The organism is Pseudomonas sp. Pdm06, assembly GCF_014851795.1.
Classification (GTDB): domain Bacteria; phylum Pseudomonadota; class Gammaproteobacteria; order Pseudomonadales; family Pseudomonadaceae; genus Aquipseudomonas; species Aquipseudomonas fluorescens_AA.
This window is the reverse complement of record NZ_JACVAH010000002.1, coordinates 105,971-121,544: the sequence shown is the minus strand read 5'-3', so window position 1 is coordinate 121,544 and position 15,574 is coordinate 105,971. Positions and strand designations below refer to the sequence as shown.

The following is a 15,574-nucleotide window of genomic DNA, read 5'->3' as shown; positions in this document are numbered from 1 at the left end:
CGGGCGTCAGCGCAGCAAGCGCTCAGGCGCTACCTTCCCGCCGCGGCCTGCGTGCGCAGCAGATCAATGAACAACCCCAGCTCCCGGCTCACCGGCTCCCCCTTGCGCCGCAACAAGCCAAACGGCGCCAATTGCACGTCCAGCGCCACCGGGAGCGCCACCACCAGGCCCATCTTCAGGTAATCGCGCAAGGCGGTTTCCGAGAGCACCATGATCGCGTCGGTCAGTTGAATCAGCTGTTGCATGGAATACACCGAGCTACATTCGATGATGTCTGCGGGCGTCGGCAGCGCAAGACGTTGCAACGCTTGATCGAGGCCGATGCGCGCCGGGCTGGTTTCCGGCTGCAGGATCCACGGCCAGTCGCTGACCAGTTCGGCCAGGTCCAGTTTTTTGCGCCGGGCCAGGGGATGGCCGGCGTGGACCACCACCAGCAGTCGTTCATTGCCCAGTTGCTCGAAGTCATAGTGCTCGCTGTCGGTGGAGGCGTTGCGCCGGGCGATGGCCAGGTCGATGCGGCCCTGCTCCAGCAACTGGATCACCTGGTCGCTGGTGTCCCCCATGATGCGGATCCGCAGCTGCGGATTGAGCGCCTTGATCCGGGCGATGGAGTCCATGACCAGGTCCGGCGCCGCCCCCATGATGGTGCCGATGGACAGGTAGCCATAACCGCCCTGCTGACGGGCCAGCAGGTCTTCGGCGCAGCGGTCCAGACCGCTGAGGGCCAATTCGGCGAAGCGAATCAGCTCCTGGCCCAGGGCGGTCGGGCGCATGCCCCGGGGCATGCGCTCGAACAGGTCGCAACCGAACATGTCCTCGATCTCGTGCAGCATCCGGGTCGCTGCCGGTTGCGACATGTTCAGGCTCTGGGAAGCCCGGTGCAGGTTCTGACTGGCGCTCAAGGCCACCAGCATGTGCAAATGTTTGTAGCGCAGACGGTTGAACAGGCTGCGTGACAGCACGGGATGGGTCATGGATTGGCCTCTGATTACCGATACCTTGAGGGTATCGATTGTTAGCGAGATTCGATTTGTAACGCATCAATCGCCCGCCGTACAGTCCAGCCCATAAGAACAAATACCTGCTAAAGGACTCCCGCGATGAAGACTCTTCCTGTGTCTGTGCTGGCCAAGATTTCCTGGCGCCTGCTGCCCTTCCTGTTGCTGATGTACATCATGGCTTTTCTCGACCGGGCCAACGTTGGCTTCGCCAAACAGGCCTTCCAGGCCGACACCGGTATCGGCGACGCCGCATTCGCGTTTGGTGCGGGCGTGTTCTTCGCCGGTTACGCACTGCTGGAAGTGCCCAGCAACCTGATCCTGCACCGCGTCGGCGCGCGGTTGTGGATGTGCCGGATCATGGTCACCTGGGGCCTGGTGTCGGCGGCCATGGTCTTCGCCCACAACGAAACCAGTTTCTACGTGCTGCGCTTCCTGCTGGGCGTGGCCGAAGCCGGATTCTTCCCCGGCGTGATCCTCTACCTCACCTATTGGTTCCCCTCGGCGGCCCGGGGCAAGGCCATGGGCTTCTTCTATTTCGGTGCGCCGCTGGCGTTCATTTTCGGCAGCCCGCTGTCTGGACTGTTGTTGGAGCTGGACGGTTTCGTCGGTGTTCACGGCTGGCAATGGCTGTTCGCCGTGGAAGGCCTGATGGCGTCGGCGGTGGGCGTGTGGGCCTACTGGTACCTGGACAACCGCCCCGCCGATGCAAAATGGCTGACGCTCGAAGAGCGCCGCCAGGTCCAGGAACTGCTTGATGCCGAGGACCAACACAAACAATCCCATGGCCGCAGCCTGCTCAGCGTGTTGTGCCAGCCTTCGGTGCTCTACCTGTGCCTGATCTACCTGCTGATCCAGGCCAGCGTCTACGGCGTAGTGTTTTACCTGCCGAGCCAAGTGGCCGGGTTGCTGGGCAGCAAGGTTGGCTTGTTGGTGGGTCTGGTCACGGCTATTCCGTGGGTTTGTGCGCTGTGCGCGGCCTACCTGATTCCCGGTTACAGCGACCGCACTGGCCAGCGTCGCCGCACGGCTACGTTGACCCTATTGATGGCCGCCGCCGGGATCGCCTGCTCGGTCAGTGTGTCCAGCCCACTTCTGGGCATCATCGCCCTGTGCTTCGCCGCTTCCGGCTTCATCGCCGTGCAGCCGGTATTCTGGACCTTCCCCTCCAGTTACCTGGCTGGCAGTGCCGCTGCGGCAGGCATTGCGCTGATCAACTCCTTCGGTGCCCTCGGCGGCTTCATTGCCCCGGTGCTGAAGAATTGGGCCGAAGGCGCCTTCCACTCTCCTGCGGCCGGCCTTTACCTGCTCGCCGCCACCACCGTTATCGCCGCGTTGCTGGTACTGGGCATCCACTCCCCCGGCCAACGCGCTTCGAACACACCGGCCACGGTTTAACTCAAGGAGCTGCACAATGGGTATCCCCACTATCAAACACGTCCGCGCCTTCGTCCTGCGAGGCGGCGGCGCGGATTATCACGACCAGGCGGACGGCCACTGGATCGACGATCACATCGCCACACCGATGAGCAAATACCCGGACTACCGCCAGAGTCGCCGCAGCTTCGGCATCAACGTACTCGGCACCCTGGTGGTAGAGATCGAGGCCAACGATGGCACGGTCGGGTTTGCCGTGACCACCGGCGGCGAGCCGGCGGCCTACATCGTTGAGAAGCACCTAGCGCGATTCGTCGAGGGAGCCCGGGTCACCGACATCGAAAAGATCTGGGACCAGATGTACCAATCGACGCTCTATTACGGCCGAAAGGGCCTGGTGATCAACACGATTTCCGGCGTGGACCTGGCGCTCTGGGACTTGCTCGGCAAGATCCGCCAGGAACCGGTGCATCAACTGCTCGGCGGCGCGGTGCGCGATGAGTTGCAGTTCTACGCCACCGGTGCACGGCCTGACCTGGCGCAGAAAATGGGCTTCATCGGCGGCAAGATGCCTTTGCATCACGGCCCGGCCGAAGGCGAAGAAGGCCTGCGCAAGAATCTCGAGGCACTGGCGACGATGCGCGAACGGGTCGGTCCGGACTTTTGGCTGATGCTCGATTGCTGGATGAGCCTGGACCTCAACTACGCCACCAAACTCGCGGTCGGCGCCCATGAGCACGGCTTGAAATGGATCGAAGAGGCCCTGCCGCCCGACGACTACTGGGGCTACGCGGCGCTGCGCAAAAACGTCCCCAAGGGCATGCTGGTGACCACCGGCGAGCACGAGGCCACCCGCTGGGGCTTCCGCATGCTCCTGGAAATGGGCTGCTGCGACATTATCCAGCCCGACGTCGGCTGGTGTGGCGGGCTCACCGAACTGGTGAAAATCTCGGCTTTGGCCGACGCCCACAACGCGCTGGTGATCCCCCACGGCTCTTCGGTCTATAGCTACCACTTCGTCGCCACCCGGCATAACAGCCCGTTCGCCGAGTTCCTGATGATGGCGCCCAAGGCGGACGAAGTGGTGCCGATGTTCCACCCGCAATTGCTGGGCGAGCCGGTACCGGTGCAAGGCCGCATGCGGCTGTCGGTCCTCGATCAGCCCGGCTTCGGCGTGACGCTGAACCCTGAGTGCCAACTGCATAGGCCTTATAACCGCTAGAGGAGTCCACCATGACCATGCCCCACAACGCCTTCAAGGCCGCGCTGACCTCCAAGCATACGCAGTACGGCATCTGGGCCGGTTTCGCCAGCGGTTACGCCGCCGAAATCGTCGCTGGCACCGGTTACGACTGGATGCTGATCGACGGCGAACACGCCCCCAACACCGTGCCCAGCGTGCTCAGCCAGCTCCAGGCCGTAGCGCCCTATGCCACCGCGCCAGTGGTGCGAGCGGTGACCGGCGATGCCAACCTCATCAAGCAGCTGTTGGACGTCGGCGCCCAGACCCTGATGATTCCCATGGTCGAGACCGCTGAACAAGCCCAGGCCCTGGTGCGCGCCATGCGTTATCCGCCCCACGGCATGCGTGGTGTCGGCGGAGGCCTGACCCGCGCCACCCGCTGGGATGGCGTCGCCAACTACCTCACCACGGCCCATGAAGAGCTGTGCCTGATCGTCCAGGTGGAGTCGCGCACCGGTGTGGAGAACGTCGAGGCCATCGCCGCCGTCGAAGGGGTGGACGCGGTGTTCATCGGCCCCGCCGACCTGTCTATCGGACTTGGCCATGCGGGCAATCCTGGTCACCCCGAAGTCCAGGAACGTATCCAGTTCGCGGTCAATGCCACCCTCGCGGCCGGCAAGGCTTGCGGCATCCTCGCACCCAACGCAGAAGACGCCCGCCGTTATCAGGGCTGGGGTTGCCAGTTCATCGCCGTCGCCATCGACATCAGCCTGCTGCGTCAGAGTGCCATTGCCACCCTCTCCCACTACCGCGAACCCGCCACTGTTCAAGCGTCATCGCGCACTTATTGAAGGACACTGCCATGTCATCCGTTCCTGTGTTCCAGAACTTCATCAACGGCCAGTTCACCCACAGCGAGGCGCACCTGGATGTGTTCAACCCGGCTACCGGGGCGCTGCTGTCCCGGGTCCCGGCTTCCAACGCCGTCGACGTCGATCAGGCCCTGGCTGCCGCCCGTGCCGCGCAGAAAGACTGGTCGGCCAAACCGGCCATCGAACGCGCCGGACACCTGCGCCGCATCGCCGCCAAACTGCGGGAAAACGTCGCCCACCTGGCGCGCACCATCACCCTGGAGCAAGGCAAGATCAGTGCCCTGGCCGAGGTGGAGGTGAATTTCACCGCCGACTATCTCGACTATATGGCCGAATGGGCCCGGCGCATCGAAGGCGAGATCATCACCAGCGACCGCCCCGGTGAAAACATCTTCCTGTTCCGCAAGCCCCTGGGCGTGGTGGCCGGGATCCTGCCGTGGAATTTTCCGTTTTTCCTGATCGCTCGCAAGATGGCCCCGGCGCTGTTGACCGGCAACACCATCGTCATCAAGCCCAGCGAAGAAACCCCGAACAACTGCTTCGAATTCGCCCGGTTGGTCGCCGCGACCGACCTGCCACCCGGCGTGTTCAATGTCGTATGCGGCGACGGCCAGGTGGGCGCTGCCCTGAGCGGTCACAAAGGCGTGGACATGATCAGCTTCACCGGCAGCGTCGCCACCGGCTCACGGATCATGACGGCGGCGGCGCCGAACATTACCAAGCTCAACCTGGAACTGGGCGGCAAGGCCCCGGCCATTGTGCTGGCGGATGCCGATCTGGCGCTGGCGGTGAAAGCCATTCGCGATTCACGGATCATCAACACCGGGCAAGTCTGCAACTGTGCCGAACGCGTCTACGTGGAACGCAAGGTCGCCGATCAATTCATCGAGCGGATCAGCGCGGCGATGTCTGCCACCCGCTACGGCGACCCGATCGCCGAAGCCGATGTGGAGATGGGTCCGCTGATCAACCGCCAGGGCCTGGACAGCGTTGAACACAAGGTTCGAACCGCCCTCAGCCAAGGCGCCAGCCTGGTGAGCGGCGGCAGCGTGGCGGATCGCTCCAGCGGCTTTCACTTCCAACCCACGGTACTGGCCGGTTGCAACGCATCAATGGACATCATGCGTCAGGAAATCTTCGGTCCGGTGCTGCCGATCCAGATCATTGACGACCTGGACGAGGCCATCGCCCTGGCCAACGACTGCGACTACGGCCTGACTTCTTCGATCTACACCCGGGACCTGAGCCGGGCCATGCACGCCATTCGTGGCCTCGACTTTGGCGAGACCTACGTCAACCGCGAAAACTTCGAAGCCATGCAGGGGTTCCATGCCGGCGTGCGTAAATCCGGGATTGGTGGGGCCGATGGCAAGCATGGTTTGTATGAGTACACCCATACCCATGCGGTGTACTTGCAAAGCTGACTTGCGATAGACCGAGGCTTGGCGAAGCGCTGCCTGTCTGGGGGCGCTTCGCACCCAGCGGGAGCAAGCCCCCTCGCCACAATGACTCTTCCCAGTCCTCCTATCTCTCAGACCACCAAGGTCAACCACGCCGATGCCAATAACAACACCGCCATGGTCCGATTGAACCGGCCCATCGCCACAGCGGAACGGCAGAACCGGGCAGCGCCGAGGCCCAGATAGGCCCAGACGGTCATGCAGGGAATGGAAATCGCGAAAAAGGCCAGGGACAGCCAAAGGACCCGGACCGTACGGTCGGCCTCGGCGCCAGCAAACACGCTGACCACCGCCAGCGCCATCATCCAGGTCTTGGGGTTCACCAGTTGCAACCCGGCGGCCCCCGCCAGGCCCAGTCGCGGGCCTTCAACCGGACGGTCCGGGTCGATGGCCTGGGCCGGGGCGCGAAAAATCTGCCAGGCCATCCAGCTCAACCAGGCAATGCCGGCCCATGACAGCACGGTCTGCACCCTGGCGTGGCGCGCCAGCACGTCGCCCAATCCGGTGCCCACCAGCAACACCAGCAAAGCCGCCGCGGCGCAGGCACCCAGAATGATCGGCAAGGTGGTGGCCAGGCCAAAGCGCGAGCTATGGCTCAGCACCAGGATATTGGTTGGGCCCGGGGTAATGGAGGCGACAAAGGCGAACAAGGCAAACGGCAGTAACTGGTCCATGGAGCAACGTCTCGGTGAATGATCGTCACTCGATCATCCCCACGAAGGCCCGCTCAGTCTGGAACAATTGAGCAGCGCTTGCGGTAGTCCGCCGGGCTCAGGCGATAGGCACGCTGGAACCAGCGCCCCAAGTGACTCTGGTCGGCAAAACCAAGCATGGCCGCCACCGCCCCGGCGCTCTCGCCAGAGGCCAGCAAGCGCCGGGCGCGGGCCAGGCGCAATTGGATCAGATAGGCATGGGGGGCCAGGCCGAAAGCCGCCTTGAATGCACGGCTCAGGCGAAAACGATCCACACCGGTAACCTGCGCCAGATCGTCCAGACCGATGTCGTCGCTCAGGTGACTGTGCAGGTAATCCCGGGCCTGCTGCGCCACCAATGGCAACCGCGGATCCGGGTTGATCCGCGCGCGCCAGTGCAGGTGTTGGGTCAGGTTGGCCAACAAGGTATCGAGGGCCGTCTGGCGCACGATGCGGATTTCCTGCTCATGCAGGCTCTGGAAGGCCAGGGCCGTGGCACTCGCCAGCCGCGCATCGTCGGTCAGGGTGGCGGCGAATCCCAATTGGGCGTTGTCCGGCGCCACGTCGAACAAGGAACGCAATTCGCGCTCCAGCCATTGGGGTTCCAGGTACAACGTGCGGTAGGTAAACCCGTGGTCGTGGGGCGCGTTGCCGTCATGCAACTCGCCGGGCTCGAGCAGGAACACCTTGCCCGGCGTGCTGTTGTGCTGCTGGCGACGGCAATGAAACTGCTGCACACCCTGCTCGGTCACGCCCACCAGATAGCTGTCGTGCCAGTGGGGATCATAGGCATGCCCCTCGAAATGCGCGCGCACGGTCTCGATACCGGACGTGGCGTCCTGCTTGAGATCGATCCAGTTGCGTGCCGCCATGAGCCGCCTCGTTTTGTGTATCCGACCGAAGCAGATTAACCGCTCGTAGGGATGACGTCTGGAAGATTTGTGCAATTGGGTGGGAGCGGGCTTGCTCGCGAAGGCGGTGTATCAGCCACCCCATGCATCGACTGATACACCGCCTTCGCGAGCAAGCCCGCTCCCACAGGTTATCAGCCTCGTCCTCAGCGTCAGGCTTGCGGGGTGATAGGCAGCACCGCTTCCACCGCCAGTCGGGCCAATTCGGCGTCTTGCTCGGCCTTGACCCCAGACACCCCGATAGCGCCGACGCACTGGCCGTCGTGGCGGATGGTCACGCCGCCTTCAAGCATGCCCTGCAGGTGCGGAGCGCTGAGAAACGCGTAGCGACCACCATTGATCATGTCTTCGAAAACCTTGCTGTCGCGCCGCCCCATGGCGGCGGTGCGGGCTTTTTCCGTCGCGATGTAGGCCGATAACGGCGAGGCATCGTCCAGGCGCAACAACCCGAGGGGATGGCCACCGTCGTCCACCACGCAGACCGAAACGGCCCATTGGCGCTGGTGCGCCAGTTCCTTGGCCGCCACAAGCAACTGCGCGACATCCTGTTCAGTGAGTACCGCTTTGCTTTTCATGGATCACTCCGTGCTGTGTCACAGGAAGCCCGCAGGCTAGACCTGCGGGCAAAAAAACAGCCTCGAACGTCATTCACCGTAGATATCGAAATCGAAGTACTTCTGGCGAATCCTGTCGTAGGTGCCGTTGGCGCGAATGGTCGCCAGTGCCTGATTGAAGCGGCCCGCCAGCGCATCGTTCTTGCGTACCGCAATGCCGATACCCGTGCCGAAGTATTGTTCTTCGGTGAAATTGGGCCCGACAAATTCAAAATCCTTGCCCTCGGGACGCTTGAGCAGGCTTTCATCGATCACCACCGAACTGGCCATGGTCGCATCCAGGCGTCCGCCCAGCAGGTCGAGGAAAATTTCATTCTGCGAACCATAGCGCACTACTTCGGCACCCGCCGGGGCAAAGTGATCGGTGACATAGCGATCGAAGTTGGTCGCCCGCTGTACGCCGATCCGCTTGCCCTTGAGCTGTACCGGGATGTCGTTGATAGCACTGCCCTTGCGAAACACCAGGCGCGCCGGGATCCGGTAGTAGCGGTCGGTGAAATCCACCGACTTCAAGCGCTCCGGGGTAATGGACATGGAGGAAATCACCGCATCGACCTTCTTCACCTTCAGCGCCGGGATCAAGCCATCGAACTCTTGCTCCTGCCAGACACAGCGGACCTTCATCTCGGCGCACAATGCCTGGCCGATGTCATAGTCGAAGCCGACGATGGCGTTGTCCGGGGTTTTCGAGGCGAATGGCGGGTAAGCCGCCTCGATGCCGATACGCAGCGATGATTCGGCGGCTTGCAGGCTCGCGCCGAACGCCAGCAGCGAGATGAAACCCAGGTTCAGGGCAATGCGTTTAACGTTCATTCATTTGCTCCAGATGCGATGTTATTGAGTTCGGGCGCTCCACAGAAGTCGCCCGTTATGGCAGCAGCAATGTGAACAAGCCCGGGCGGCGACTCTGGCGGTTGCCTACCCGGTGACAGCACAACGGTGATCCGGCCGGCGGCCTCAGACCGCCGCCGTGACAATCAACTCCAGCAAAATCTCGGGATCGTCGAAGGCCACTTGGGCGGTGGCCCGCGCCGGGGTGTGCGCGGCATCGACCCAGTCACTCCACAACGCGTTCATCGCCGCGAAATCCCGGACCATGTCTTTCATCCAGATCTGCACACTGAGCAGCCTGTGCTTGTCGCTGCCGGACGCGGCCAGCAGTTCATCGACCCGCTGCAACACCTGGCGGGTCTGACCCTGGATGTCCTGGCTGCAATCGGCGGCGACGACACCGCTGAGCCAGGCCACGCCGTTGTGCACGACGCTGCGGCTCAGGCGTGGGTTGCTTTCGATGCGTTGAATACTCATGAGGGTTCCTCGACAGAGAGACGCTCGCCCGCCAATTGGGCGAGCGTGATGGGTTTGAGGGGCGAACGGATGCGGTAATAGCCCACCTCGGTGGGTGAGACGTGACGGCGTTCGGCGATGATTTCGGTGACGCTCAGACCACACTGGCGTCCCTGGCACGGGCCCATGCCGCAACGGCCGAAGGCCTTGGCCTGGTTGGGCCCCAGGCAACCCAGGTCGACGTAGCGGCGGATGTCCCCGGCGCTGACTTCTTCGCAGCGGCACACGGTGACGTCGTCGGCGGGGATACGATTGCCGACCTGGGGGCGATACAGGGCGTCGAGCAGTGGCCGTGCGGCGCGGGCGCGGCGTAGTGCGTATTGCAGGGGCCGCGCCTGCGCCTGCTGGCCGGCAATGGCCAACGCGGCCAGGCGTCCTTCTAGTTGAGCCACCTGGGCTCCGCCGATGGCGCCACCGTCACCGGCGATGAAAATGCCCGGCATGCTGCTTTCACCCCATTGGTCGCGGCGGGTCACCCAGCACAGCTGCTGCTCGCTCCAATCATGCTCCAGGCGCAACGACCAACTGACCTGGGTGTTCGGCACCACGCCTTGATGCAGCAGGATCAAATCGGCGCGAATGCGCTGCGAACGGCCTTGGCTGTCGAAGCTCAAGGCGCAGGCCCGATCCGCGCCTTCAATCTGCAGGTTGCTCGCGCCGCGAAAATGCCGGACGCCGGCCCGCTTGAGTTCCGTCAGCAGCCCCAGCCCTTTGAGCAGGTCGCGCCAACCGCGCAGCGCACCGGGGATGTGTCGCCAGGCCCGCAGCAGATCGCTTCGGTGGCTGGTATCCACTAGGGCTTCAAGGACGATGCCGGCACGCAGGTATTGCACCGCCAGCAGGTAAAGCAATGGACCACACCCGGCCAGTACCACGGGCGTGGCCGGCACCATGGCCGCGCCTTTGAGCAGGATCTGCCCGGCGCCAGCGGTCATGACGCCCGGCAAGGTCCAGCCGGGAATCGGCATCGGCCGTTCGAAAGCCCCCGTGGCAATCAACAGGTGGCGCCCTTGCAAGACTTCGGCGCACCCCTCGACCAGGTAATGCACCTGGCACTGCGGCGTCACCTGCCAGATCGCCGCATTGGGCAAATAGCGAGCACCGCATTGGAGAAAGTCGGTGGCCAATGTCGCCCCGGCCCCGTAGTCGTCACCCAATACGGCGCGGCGACGTGCGTCAGCCTGGAGCACCTGGCGATAAATCTGCCCGCCTGGACTGGCCTGCTCATCCAGCACGACCACCGACAGGCCGTGGCGCCTGGCTTCGAGCGCAGCACTCATTCCCGCCGGGCCAGCGCCGATGATGATCAGGTCGATGACCGCGTTACTCATCGCCCTCCTCCTCCCACGGTGCCAGGCAAACGGCCCCGCGTTGACGACGCACGCGCATGCCGGCACGCACCGGCACCAGGCAGGCCTGGGTATTGGCTTGTCCGTTCACCTCCACCAGGCATTCGAAGCACACCCCCATCATGCAATAAGGCGCGCCGGGGCGGCCGTTGATGGCGCTCTCGCGGGTGTGTCGGATGCCGCAACCCAGCAGCGCCGCCGCCAGGGATACCTCGGCGGGTACCGTGAAGGGCGTGCCTTCGAATTCGATTTGCACGGTGTGATCTTCCGAGGCCAATGGCCGGAACAGACTGTCAGCAGACATGGCGCGCCTCTGTTGGCAAGTTGAAACGTTGCAGCCCGAATGGCTTCACCGCCGAATCATCGAATTCGCCGGCGATCCACGGCGCCAGGCGCAAGGCATGGACAGCGGCCAGCGTCACGCCGCTGTGGCAGCTGACAACCGACAGCCCCGGGCAGCTTGGCGGTGTTTCGTAGATTGGAAAGCCATCGGCACTCATCACTCGCAGCGCCCCCCAGGCCCGCACCAGTCGTACCTGGCCCAAGCGCGGGAAGCACTGCACCGCGCGCCGGGCAATGGCGGCCATGACCTGGCTGCCGGTGCCGTCATCCAAGCCCGTCGACTCGTGAGAATCACCCAGCTGCAGCGTGCCCTCGTCGGTCTGGCGGACATAGGTGGTGGGGTAATGCAGAAATGGCTCGAGCCGTTCGGTGACCAGGATCTGGCCACGATTCGGCTGCACCGGTACATCCAACCCCACCATGGCCCCCAGCGCCCGATTGCCGAGGCCGGCGGCCAGCACGACCTGGCGGGCAGACCAGCACTGCGCTCCAGCCCGCAGCTCGAACCCCTTGGCAATCGCGTCGATCGCATCGACACGATGGCCGTTGATGAGCCTGACCCCGCGAGACTGGCAGGCGGCAAAAAGCGAGCGCAGCAGCTTGAGCGGGTTGACGTGACCGTCCATGGGTGAAAAACAGCCGCCCACCACATCCGGCCCAATGCCGGGTAAGCGCGCGCGCAGTTGCGCGGCGTCCAGCTGTTCAAAGGGGTAGTCGCCGGCAAAGGCATCGCGCAGCCAATCCAGCCGACGGCTTTCTTCGGCCATTTCCGCGTCGCTCAGGCACAACTGGAAGCCACCCCGTTGGCGCAGATGAATGTCGATGCCGGTATCGGCTTGCAACGCCGCGGCAAACCGAGGCCAGAGCGCCACCGATTCCCGCGTCCACTGGGCATACGGACTCATGCGGTAGCCCTTGCCTTGGACCCAGAGCAAACCAAAGTTGCCCCGGGCGGCGCGAATAGCGTCATCGCCCTCGTCGAGCACGCTCACCTGGCGCCCGAGCAAAGCCAGTCCATAGGCGATGGACATGCCCACCAGGCCACCCCCTACGACAATGACATCAGTTTTTAGCATGGCTTTAGGATCGCTGTTTTCGGCGCCGATGATTCAATCAGGTGCCGGCCTATGGCTGGTTCAAGTGCTTTCGGTCGATCCTAGGGCGATGACAACGCCTTGAAAAATGCTTTATTTTGGCAACCTCATGTCTTTTTGTTATGGGTTGGTCCGCACCATGAATCTCCGTCAGTTGGAAGCCTTTCGCGCCGTCATCCTGGGCCAGACCGTGACCCGCGCCGCCGAAATGCTGCACATCTCACAACCGGCGGCGACCCGGCTGATCGCCAGCCTGGAAGAGGACATCGGTTTCAGCCTGTTCGACCGGGTCAAGGGACGGTTGCAACCCACCGCCGAGGCCATGACGCTGTATCAGGAAGTGCAACGTTCGTTACTGGGCGTGGAACGCATCGCGCGCACCGCCCAGGACATCCGCACGCTCAAGCGCGGTTCGCTGCACATTGCCTGCGCACCGGCCATGGGCCTGTCATTCGTACCTCGGGCGATTGCCGCGTTCATGGCCGAACACGATCAGGTACAGATCTCGCTGGTGGTGCATTCGTCCCGGGAAGTCGTGGACCTGGTGGTGGGTCAGCGCTGCGACCTGGGCCTGATCGTATTGCCTAATACGTACCCAAGCCCCCGCGCCGAAAAACTGCTGGCAACGCGCATGCTCTGCGCCCTGCCCGCTGGCCATCGCTTGCAGGACCAGACCACGATCCGCCCGGAAGACTTGCAAGGCGAACCGTTCATTTCCTACCCGCAGTCGATTGCCTCGCGCCAACACATCGATGCGATCTTCGCCGCCCATGGCGTGGACCGAGAGCTGCGGCTGGAAACCCAACTCTCGCTGCCCATGTGCGCATTCGTCGAACAAGGCTTGGGCGTGGCGTTGGTGGACGCCATCAGTGCCGTCGAGTACCGCGGCCAGGGCATCGTCTTCCGGGCCTTCGAACCGGCGATAGAAATGGACTTCAGCATGCTCCTGCCCATCCAGGGGCCGGTTTCCAGGCTGCAAGCCAGCTTTCTGGAGCACATGCAGCGATTCATTGAGGCGCAGGTGCCGGCGGCCTACCGGTTCTGACGCGCTCGTAAACCGGCAATCAATGGATCCACTGAACAAGCCAATCATCCATTTATCCAGCAAAACCGTTGACAATTAAATTAGTTAAGAGAGTTAATGGATCCACAGACAAGAACAACATCCGCCTGGAGATCCGTCATGTACCCCAAAAATGCCTGGTACGTTGCCTGCACCCCCGATGAAATCGCCGACAAACCCCTGGGCCGGCAGATTTGTGGTGAAAAGATGGTTTTTTACCGGGGCCATGAAGGTAAGGTCGCAGCCGTGGAAGACTTCTGCCCCCATCGCGGCGCCCCGCTCTCCCTGGGCTACGTCGAAAACGGCAACCTGGTGTGCGGCTATCACGGCTTGGTGATGGGCGCTGATGGCAAGACCGTCGAAATGCCGGGGCAACGGGTACGGGGATTTCCCTGCAACAAGACCTTCGCGGTGCAGGAACGGTATGGCTTCATCTGGGTCTGGCCCGGTGACCAGGCGCTGGCCGACCCGGCACTGATCCATCATCTGGAATGGGCTGAAAGCGATGAATGGGCCTACGGTGGCGGCCTGTTCCACATCCAGTGCGACTATCGCCTGATGATCGACAACCTCATGGACCTGACCCACGAAACCTACGTCCACGCCTCAAGCATCGGCCAGAAGGAAATCGACGAGGCGCCGCCAGTGACCACCGTCGAAGGCGATGAAGTGGTCACCGCCCGCCATATGGAAAACATCATGGCCCCGCCGTTCTGGCGCATGGCCCTGCGCGGCAACAACCTGGCCGATGACGTGCCGGTGGACCGCTGGCAGATCTGCCGCTTCACCCCGCCCAGCCATGTGCTGATCGAAGTGGGCGTGGCCCATGCCGGCAACGGCGGTTATCACGCCGCGCCGCAGTTCAAGGCGTCGAGCATCGTGGTGGATTTCATCACACCGGAAACCGAGACCTCGATCTGGTATTTCTGGGGTATGGCCCGGCACTTCCAGCCGCAGGATGAAGCCCTCACCGCGTCCATTCGCGAAGGCCAAGGCAAGATTTTCAGCGAAGACCTGGAAATGCTCGAACGCCAGCAGCGCAACCTGCTGGACCATCCGCAGCGCAACCTGCTCAAGCTCAACATCGATGCCGGTGGCGTGCAGTCACGCCGGGTGCTGGAACGCTGGATCGCCCGTGAGCGCGAGTCCCAGGCGGGGTTGATTGCCAGTACCCATCAGCCACAACCCGTGGAGCAACGGCCATGATCGAAGTTCAGGTCGCGGCGCGGCACAACGAAGCCCTGGACATCTGCAGCTACGAGCTGACCCGTGTCGATGGCGAGCCATTGCCGGCCTTCACCGCTGGCGCCCACATCGATGTGCACTTGCCCGACGGGCTGATTCGCCAGTACTCGCTGTGCAATCATCCCGAGGAACGGCATCGTTACCTCATTGGCGTGCTCAAGGACCCGGCGTCCCGTGGTGGTTCGCGCAGCCTGCATGAGCTGATCCAGCCAGGCATGCGCTTGCGCATCAGCGAACCACGCAACCTCTTTTCCCTTGCGCCCCACGCCCGGCGCAGCCTGCTGTTTGCCGGAGGCATCGGCATTACGCCGATCCTGTGCATGGCCGAGCACCTGGCCCAGAGCGGTGCAGCGTTCGAGCTGCATTACTGCGCCCGCTCCCGAGACCGTGCTGCCTTTGTCGAGCGCCTGCGCCAGGCCCCTTACGCTGACCGGGTGTTTCTGCATTTCGATGAAGCACCAGAAACCCTGCTGGACGCCGCCAGGGTGCTGGCCGCACCCGATAACGACCTGCACCTCTACGTGTGCGGGCCCGGTGGTTTCATGCAGCACATCCTCGACACAGCCAAGGGCCAGGGGTGGCAGGAAGACCGCCTGCACCGCGAATACTTCGCCGCCGCCCCTACCGACACCCGTGCCGACGGCAGCTTTTCAGTCAAGCTCGCCCGCACCGGCCAGGTCTTCGAAGTGCCGGCGGACCGCAGCGTGGTGCAGGTCCTGGAGAGCCATGGCATCGAGATCCCGATCTCCTGCGAACAAGGCGTGTGCGGCACTTGCCTGACCCGCGTGCTGGAAGGCGTGCCGGAGCATCGGGACATGTTCCTGACCGAGGCTGAACAAGCCTGCAACGACCAGTTCACACCGTGTTGTTCCAGGTCGAAGACCCCGCTGCTGGTGCTGGATCTCTAACACGAAACACTGTGGGAGTTGTGGTGAGTAAAAATCCTGCAATCACCCGAAAAACCATTGTGGGAGCGAGCTTGCTCGCGATAGCGGTGTGTCAGTCGCCATCAATGCTGCTGAGCCAA

16 protein-coding genes are annotated in these 15,574 nt (G+C 63.2%); 7 read left to right on the top strand and 9 right to left on the bottom strand.

The window, feature by feature from the left end; translation table 11 throughout:
- Nucleotides 1–29: 29 nt before the first annotated feature.
- The gene (locus tag IB266_RS03745; RefSeq protein WP_060742262.1) at nucleotides 30–974 is read right to left on the bottom strand and encodes a LysR family transcriptional regulator; all 945 of its coding nucleotides are present in this window, start codon (nucleotides 972–974) and stop codon (nucleotides 30–32) included.
- 126 nt (nucleotides 975–1,100) lie between these two features.
- Here IB266_RS03745 and IB266_RS03740 point away from each other — a divergent pair, with 126 nt between their 5' ends.
- From IB266_RS03740 to aldA, 4 genes are read left to right on the top strand one after another with little or no spacing between them, the layout of a single operon-like run.
- Nucleotides 1,101–2,396 (top strand): MFS transporter, encoded by a 1,296-nt coding sequence (locus IB266_RS03740; protein ID WP_060742261.1) that lies wholly within the window; start codon nucleotides 1,101–1,103, stop codon nucleotides 2,394–2,396.
- A 16-nt stretch (nucleotides 2,397–2,412) separates the two neighbouring features.
- Entirely contained in the window at nucleotides 2,413–3,597 is a 1,185-nt protein-coding gene (rhmD, locus tag IB266_RS03735) for an L-rhamnonate dehydratase (RefSeq protein WP_060742260.1), read from the top strand.
- An 11-nt stretch (nucleotides 3,598–3,608) separates the two neighbouring features.
- Entirely contained in the window at nucleotides 3,609–4,409 is an 801-nt protein-coding gene (locus tag IB266_RS03730; RefSeq protein WP_192260213.1) for an aldolase/citrate lyase family protein, read from the top strand.
- Nucleotides 4,410–4,420: 11 nt separating this feature from the next.
- Complete coding sequence (gene aldA / locus IB266_RS03725) at nucleotides 4,421–5,854, top strand: aldehyde dehydrogenase (protein ID WP_192260212.1); 1,434 nt, start codon at nucleotides 4,421–4,423, stop codon at nucleotides 5,852–5,854.
- Between the two features lie 107 nt (nucleotides 5,855–5,961).
- Here aldA and IB266_RS03720 read toward each other — a convergent pair whose 3' ends face one another.
- The 8 genes from IB266_RS03720 to IB266_RS03685 all read right to left on the bottom strand — a co-directional run bounded on the left by IB266_RS03720 (nucleotide 5,962) and on the right by IB266_RS03685 (nucleotide 12,221).
- Nucleotides 5,962–6,564: a LysE family translocator gene (locus tag IB266_RS03720; RefSeq protein WP_192260211.1), complete on the bottom strand. Its 603-nt coding sequence runs from the start codon at nucleotides 6,562–6,564 to the stop codon at nucleotides 5,962–5,964.
- A 53-nt stretch (nucleotides 6,565–6,617) separates the two neighbouring features.
- Nucleotides 6,618–7,454, bottom strand: coding sequence for an AraC family transcriptional regulator (locus IB266_RS03715; protein WP_192260210.1), 837 nt, complete (start codon nucleotides 7,452–7,454; stop codon nucleotides 6,618–6,620).
- Nucleotides 7,455–7,645: 191 nt separating this feature from the next.
- Nucleotides 7,646–8,068, bottom strand: a complete 423-nt coding sequence (locus IB266_RS03710) for a GlcG/HbpS family heme-binding protein (protein ID WP_192260209.1) — start codon at nucleotides 8,066–8,068, stop codon at nucleotides 7,646–7,648.
- 69 nt (nucleotides 8,069–8,137) lie between these two features.
- A complete protein-coding gene (locus IB266_RS03705) occupies nucleotides 8,138–8,920 on the bottom strand; it encodes an ABC transporter substrate-binding protein (protein WP_192260208.1) in 783 nt (260 codons plus the stop codon).
- A 144-nt stretch (nucleotides 8,921–9,064) separates the two neighbouring features.
- Nucleotides 9,065–9,415 (bottom strand): RidA family protein, encoded by a 351-nt coding sequence (locus IB266_RS03700; protein ID WP_060742253.1) that lies wholly within the window; start codon nucleotides 9,413–9,415, stop codon nucleotides 9,065–9,067.
- Nucleotides 9,412–10,785 carry an NAD(P)/FAD-dependent oxidoreductase gene (locus tag IB266_RS03695; RefSeq protein WP_192260207.1) on the bottom strand — a complete coding sequence of 458 codons (1,374 nt, stop codon included), beginning with the start codon at nucleotides 10,783–10,785 and terminating at the stop codon, nucleotides 9,412–9,414. Before IB266_RS03695 ends, IB266_RS03700 begins: the two co-directional genes overlap by 4 nt.
- Nucleotides 10,778–11,107, bottom strand: coding sequence for a (2Fe-2S)-binding protein (locus tag IB266_RS03690; RefSeq protein WP_060742251.1), 330 nt, complete (start codon nucleotides 11,105–11,107; stop codon nucleotides 10,778–10,780). Before IB266_RS03690 ends, IB266_RS03695 begins: the two co-directional genes overlap by 8 nt.
- A complete protein-coding gene (locus tag IB266_RS03685) occupies nucleotides 11,097–12,221 on the bottom strand; it encodes an NAD(P)/FAD-dependent oxidoreductase (RefSeq protein ID WP_192260206.1) in 1,125 nt (374 codons plus the stop codon). Before IB266_RS03685 ends, IB266_RS03690 begins: the two co-directional genes overlap by 11 nt.
- A 157-nt stretch (nucleotides 12,222–12,378) precedes the next feature.
- Between IB266_RS03685 and IB266_RS03680 the strand changes: the two genes are divergently transcribed.
- The 3 genes from IB266_RS03680 to IB266_RS03670 all read left to right on the top strand — a co-directional run bounded on the left by IB266_RS03680 (nucleotide 12,379) and on the right by IB266_RS03670 (nucleotide 15,455).
- On the top strand, nucleotides 12,379–13,284 hold the full coding sequence (locus tag IB266_RS03680) for a LysR substrate-binding domain-containing protein (RefSeq protein ID WP_192260205.1): 906 nt from the start codon (nucleotides 12,379–12,381) through the stop codon (nucleotides 13,282–13,284).
- A gap of 138 nt (nucleotides 13,285–13,422) precedes the next feature.
- Nucleotides 13,423–14,508, top strand: a complete 1,086-nt coding sequence (locus IB266_RS03675; protein ID WP_192260204.1) for an aromatic ring-hydroxylating oxygenase subunit alpha — start codon at nucleotides 13,423–13,425, stop codon at nucleotides 14,506–14,508.
- Nucleotides 14,505–15,455 carry a PDR/VanB family oxidoreductase gene (locus tag IB266_RS03670; protein WP_192260203.1) on the top strand — a complete coding sequence of 317 codons (951 nt, stop codon included), beginning with the start codon at nucleotides 14,505–14,507 and terminating at the stop codon, nucleotides 15,453–15,455. The genes IB266_RS03675 and IB266_RS03670 overlap by 4 nt, the downstream gene beginning before the upstream one ends.
- Nucleotides 15,456–15,574 lie beyond the last annotated feature (119 nt).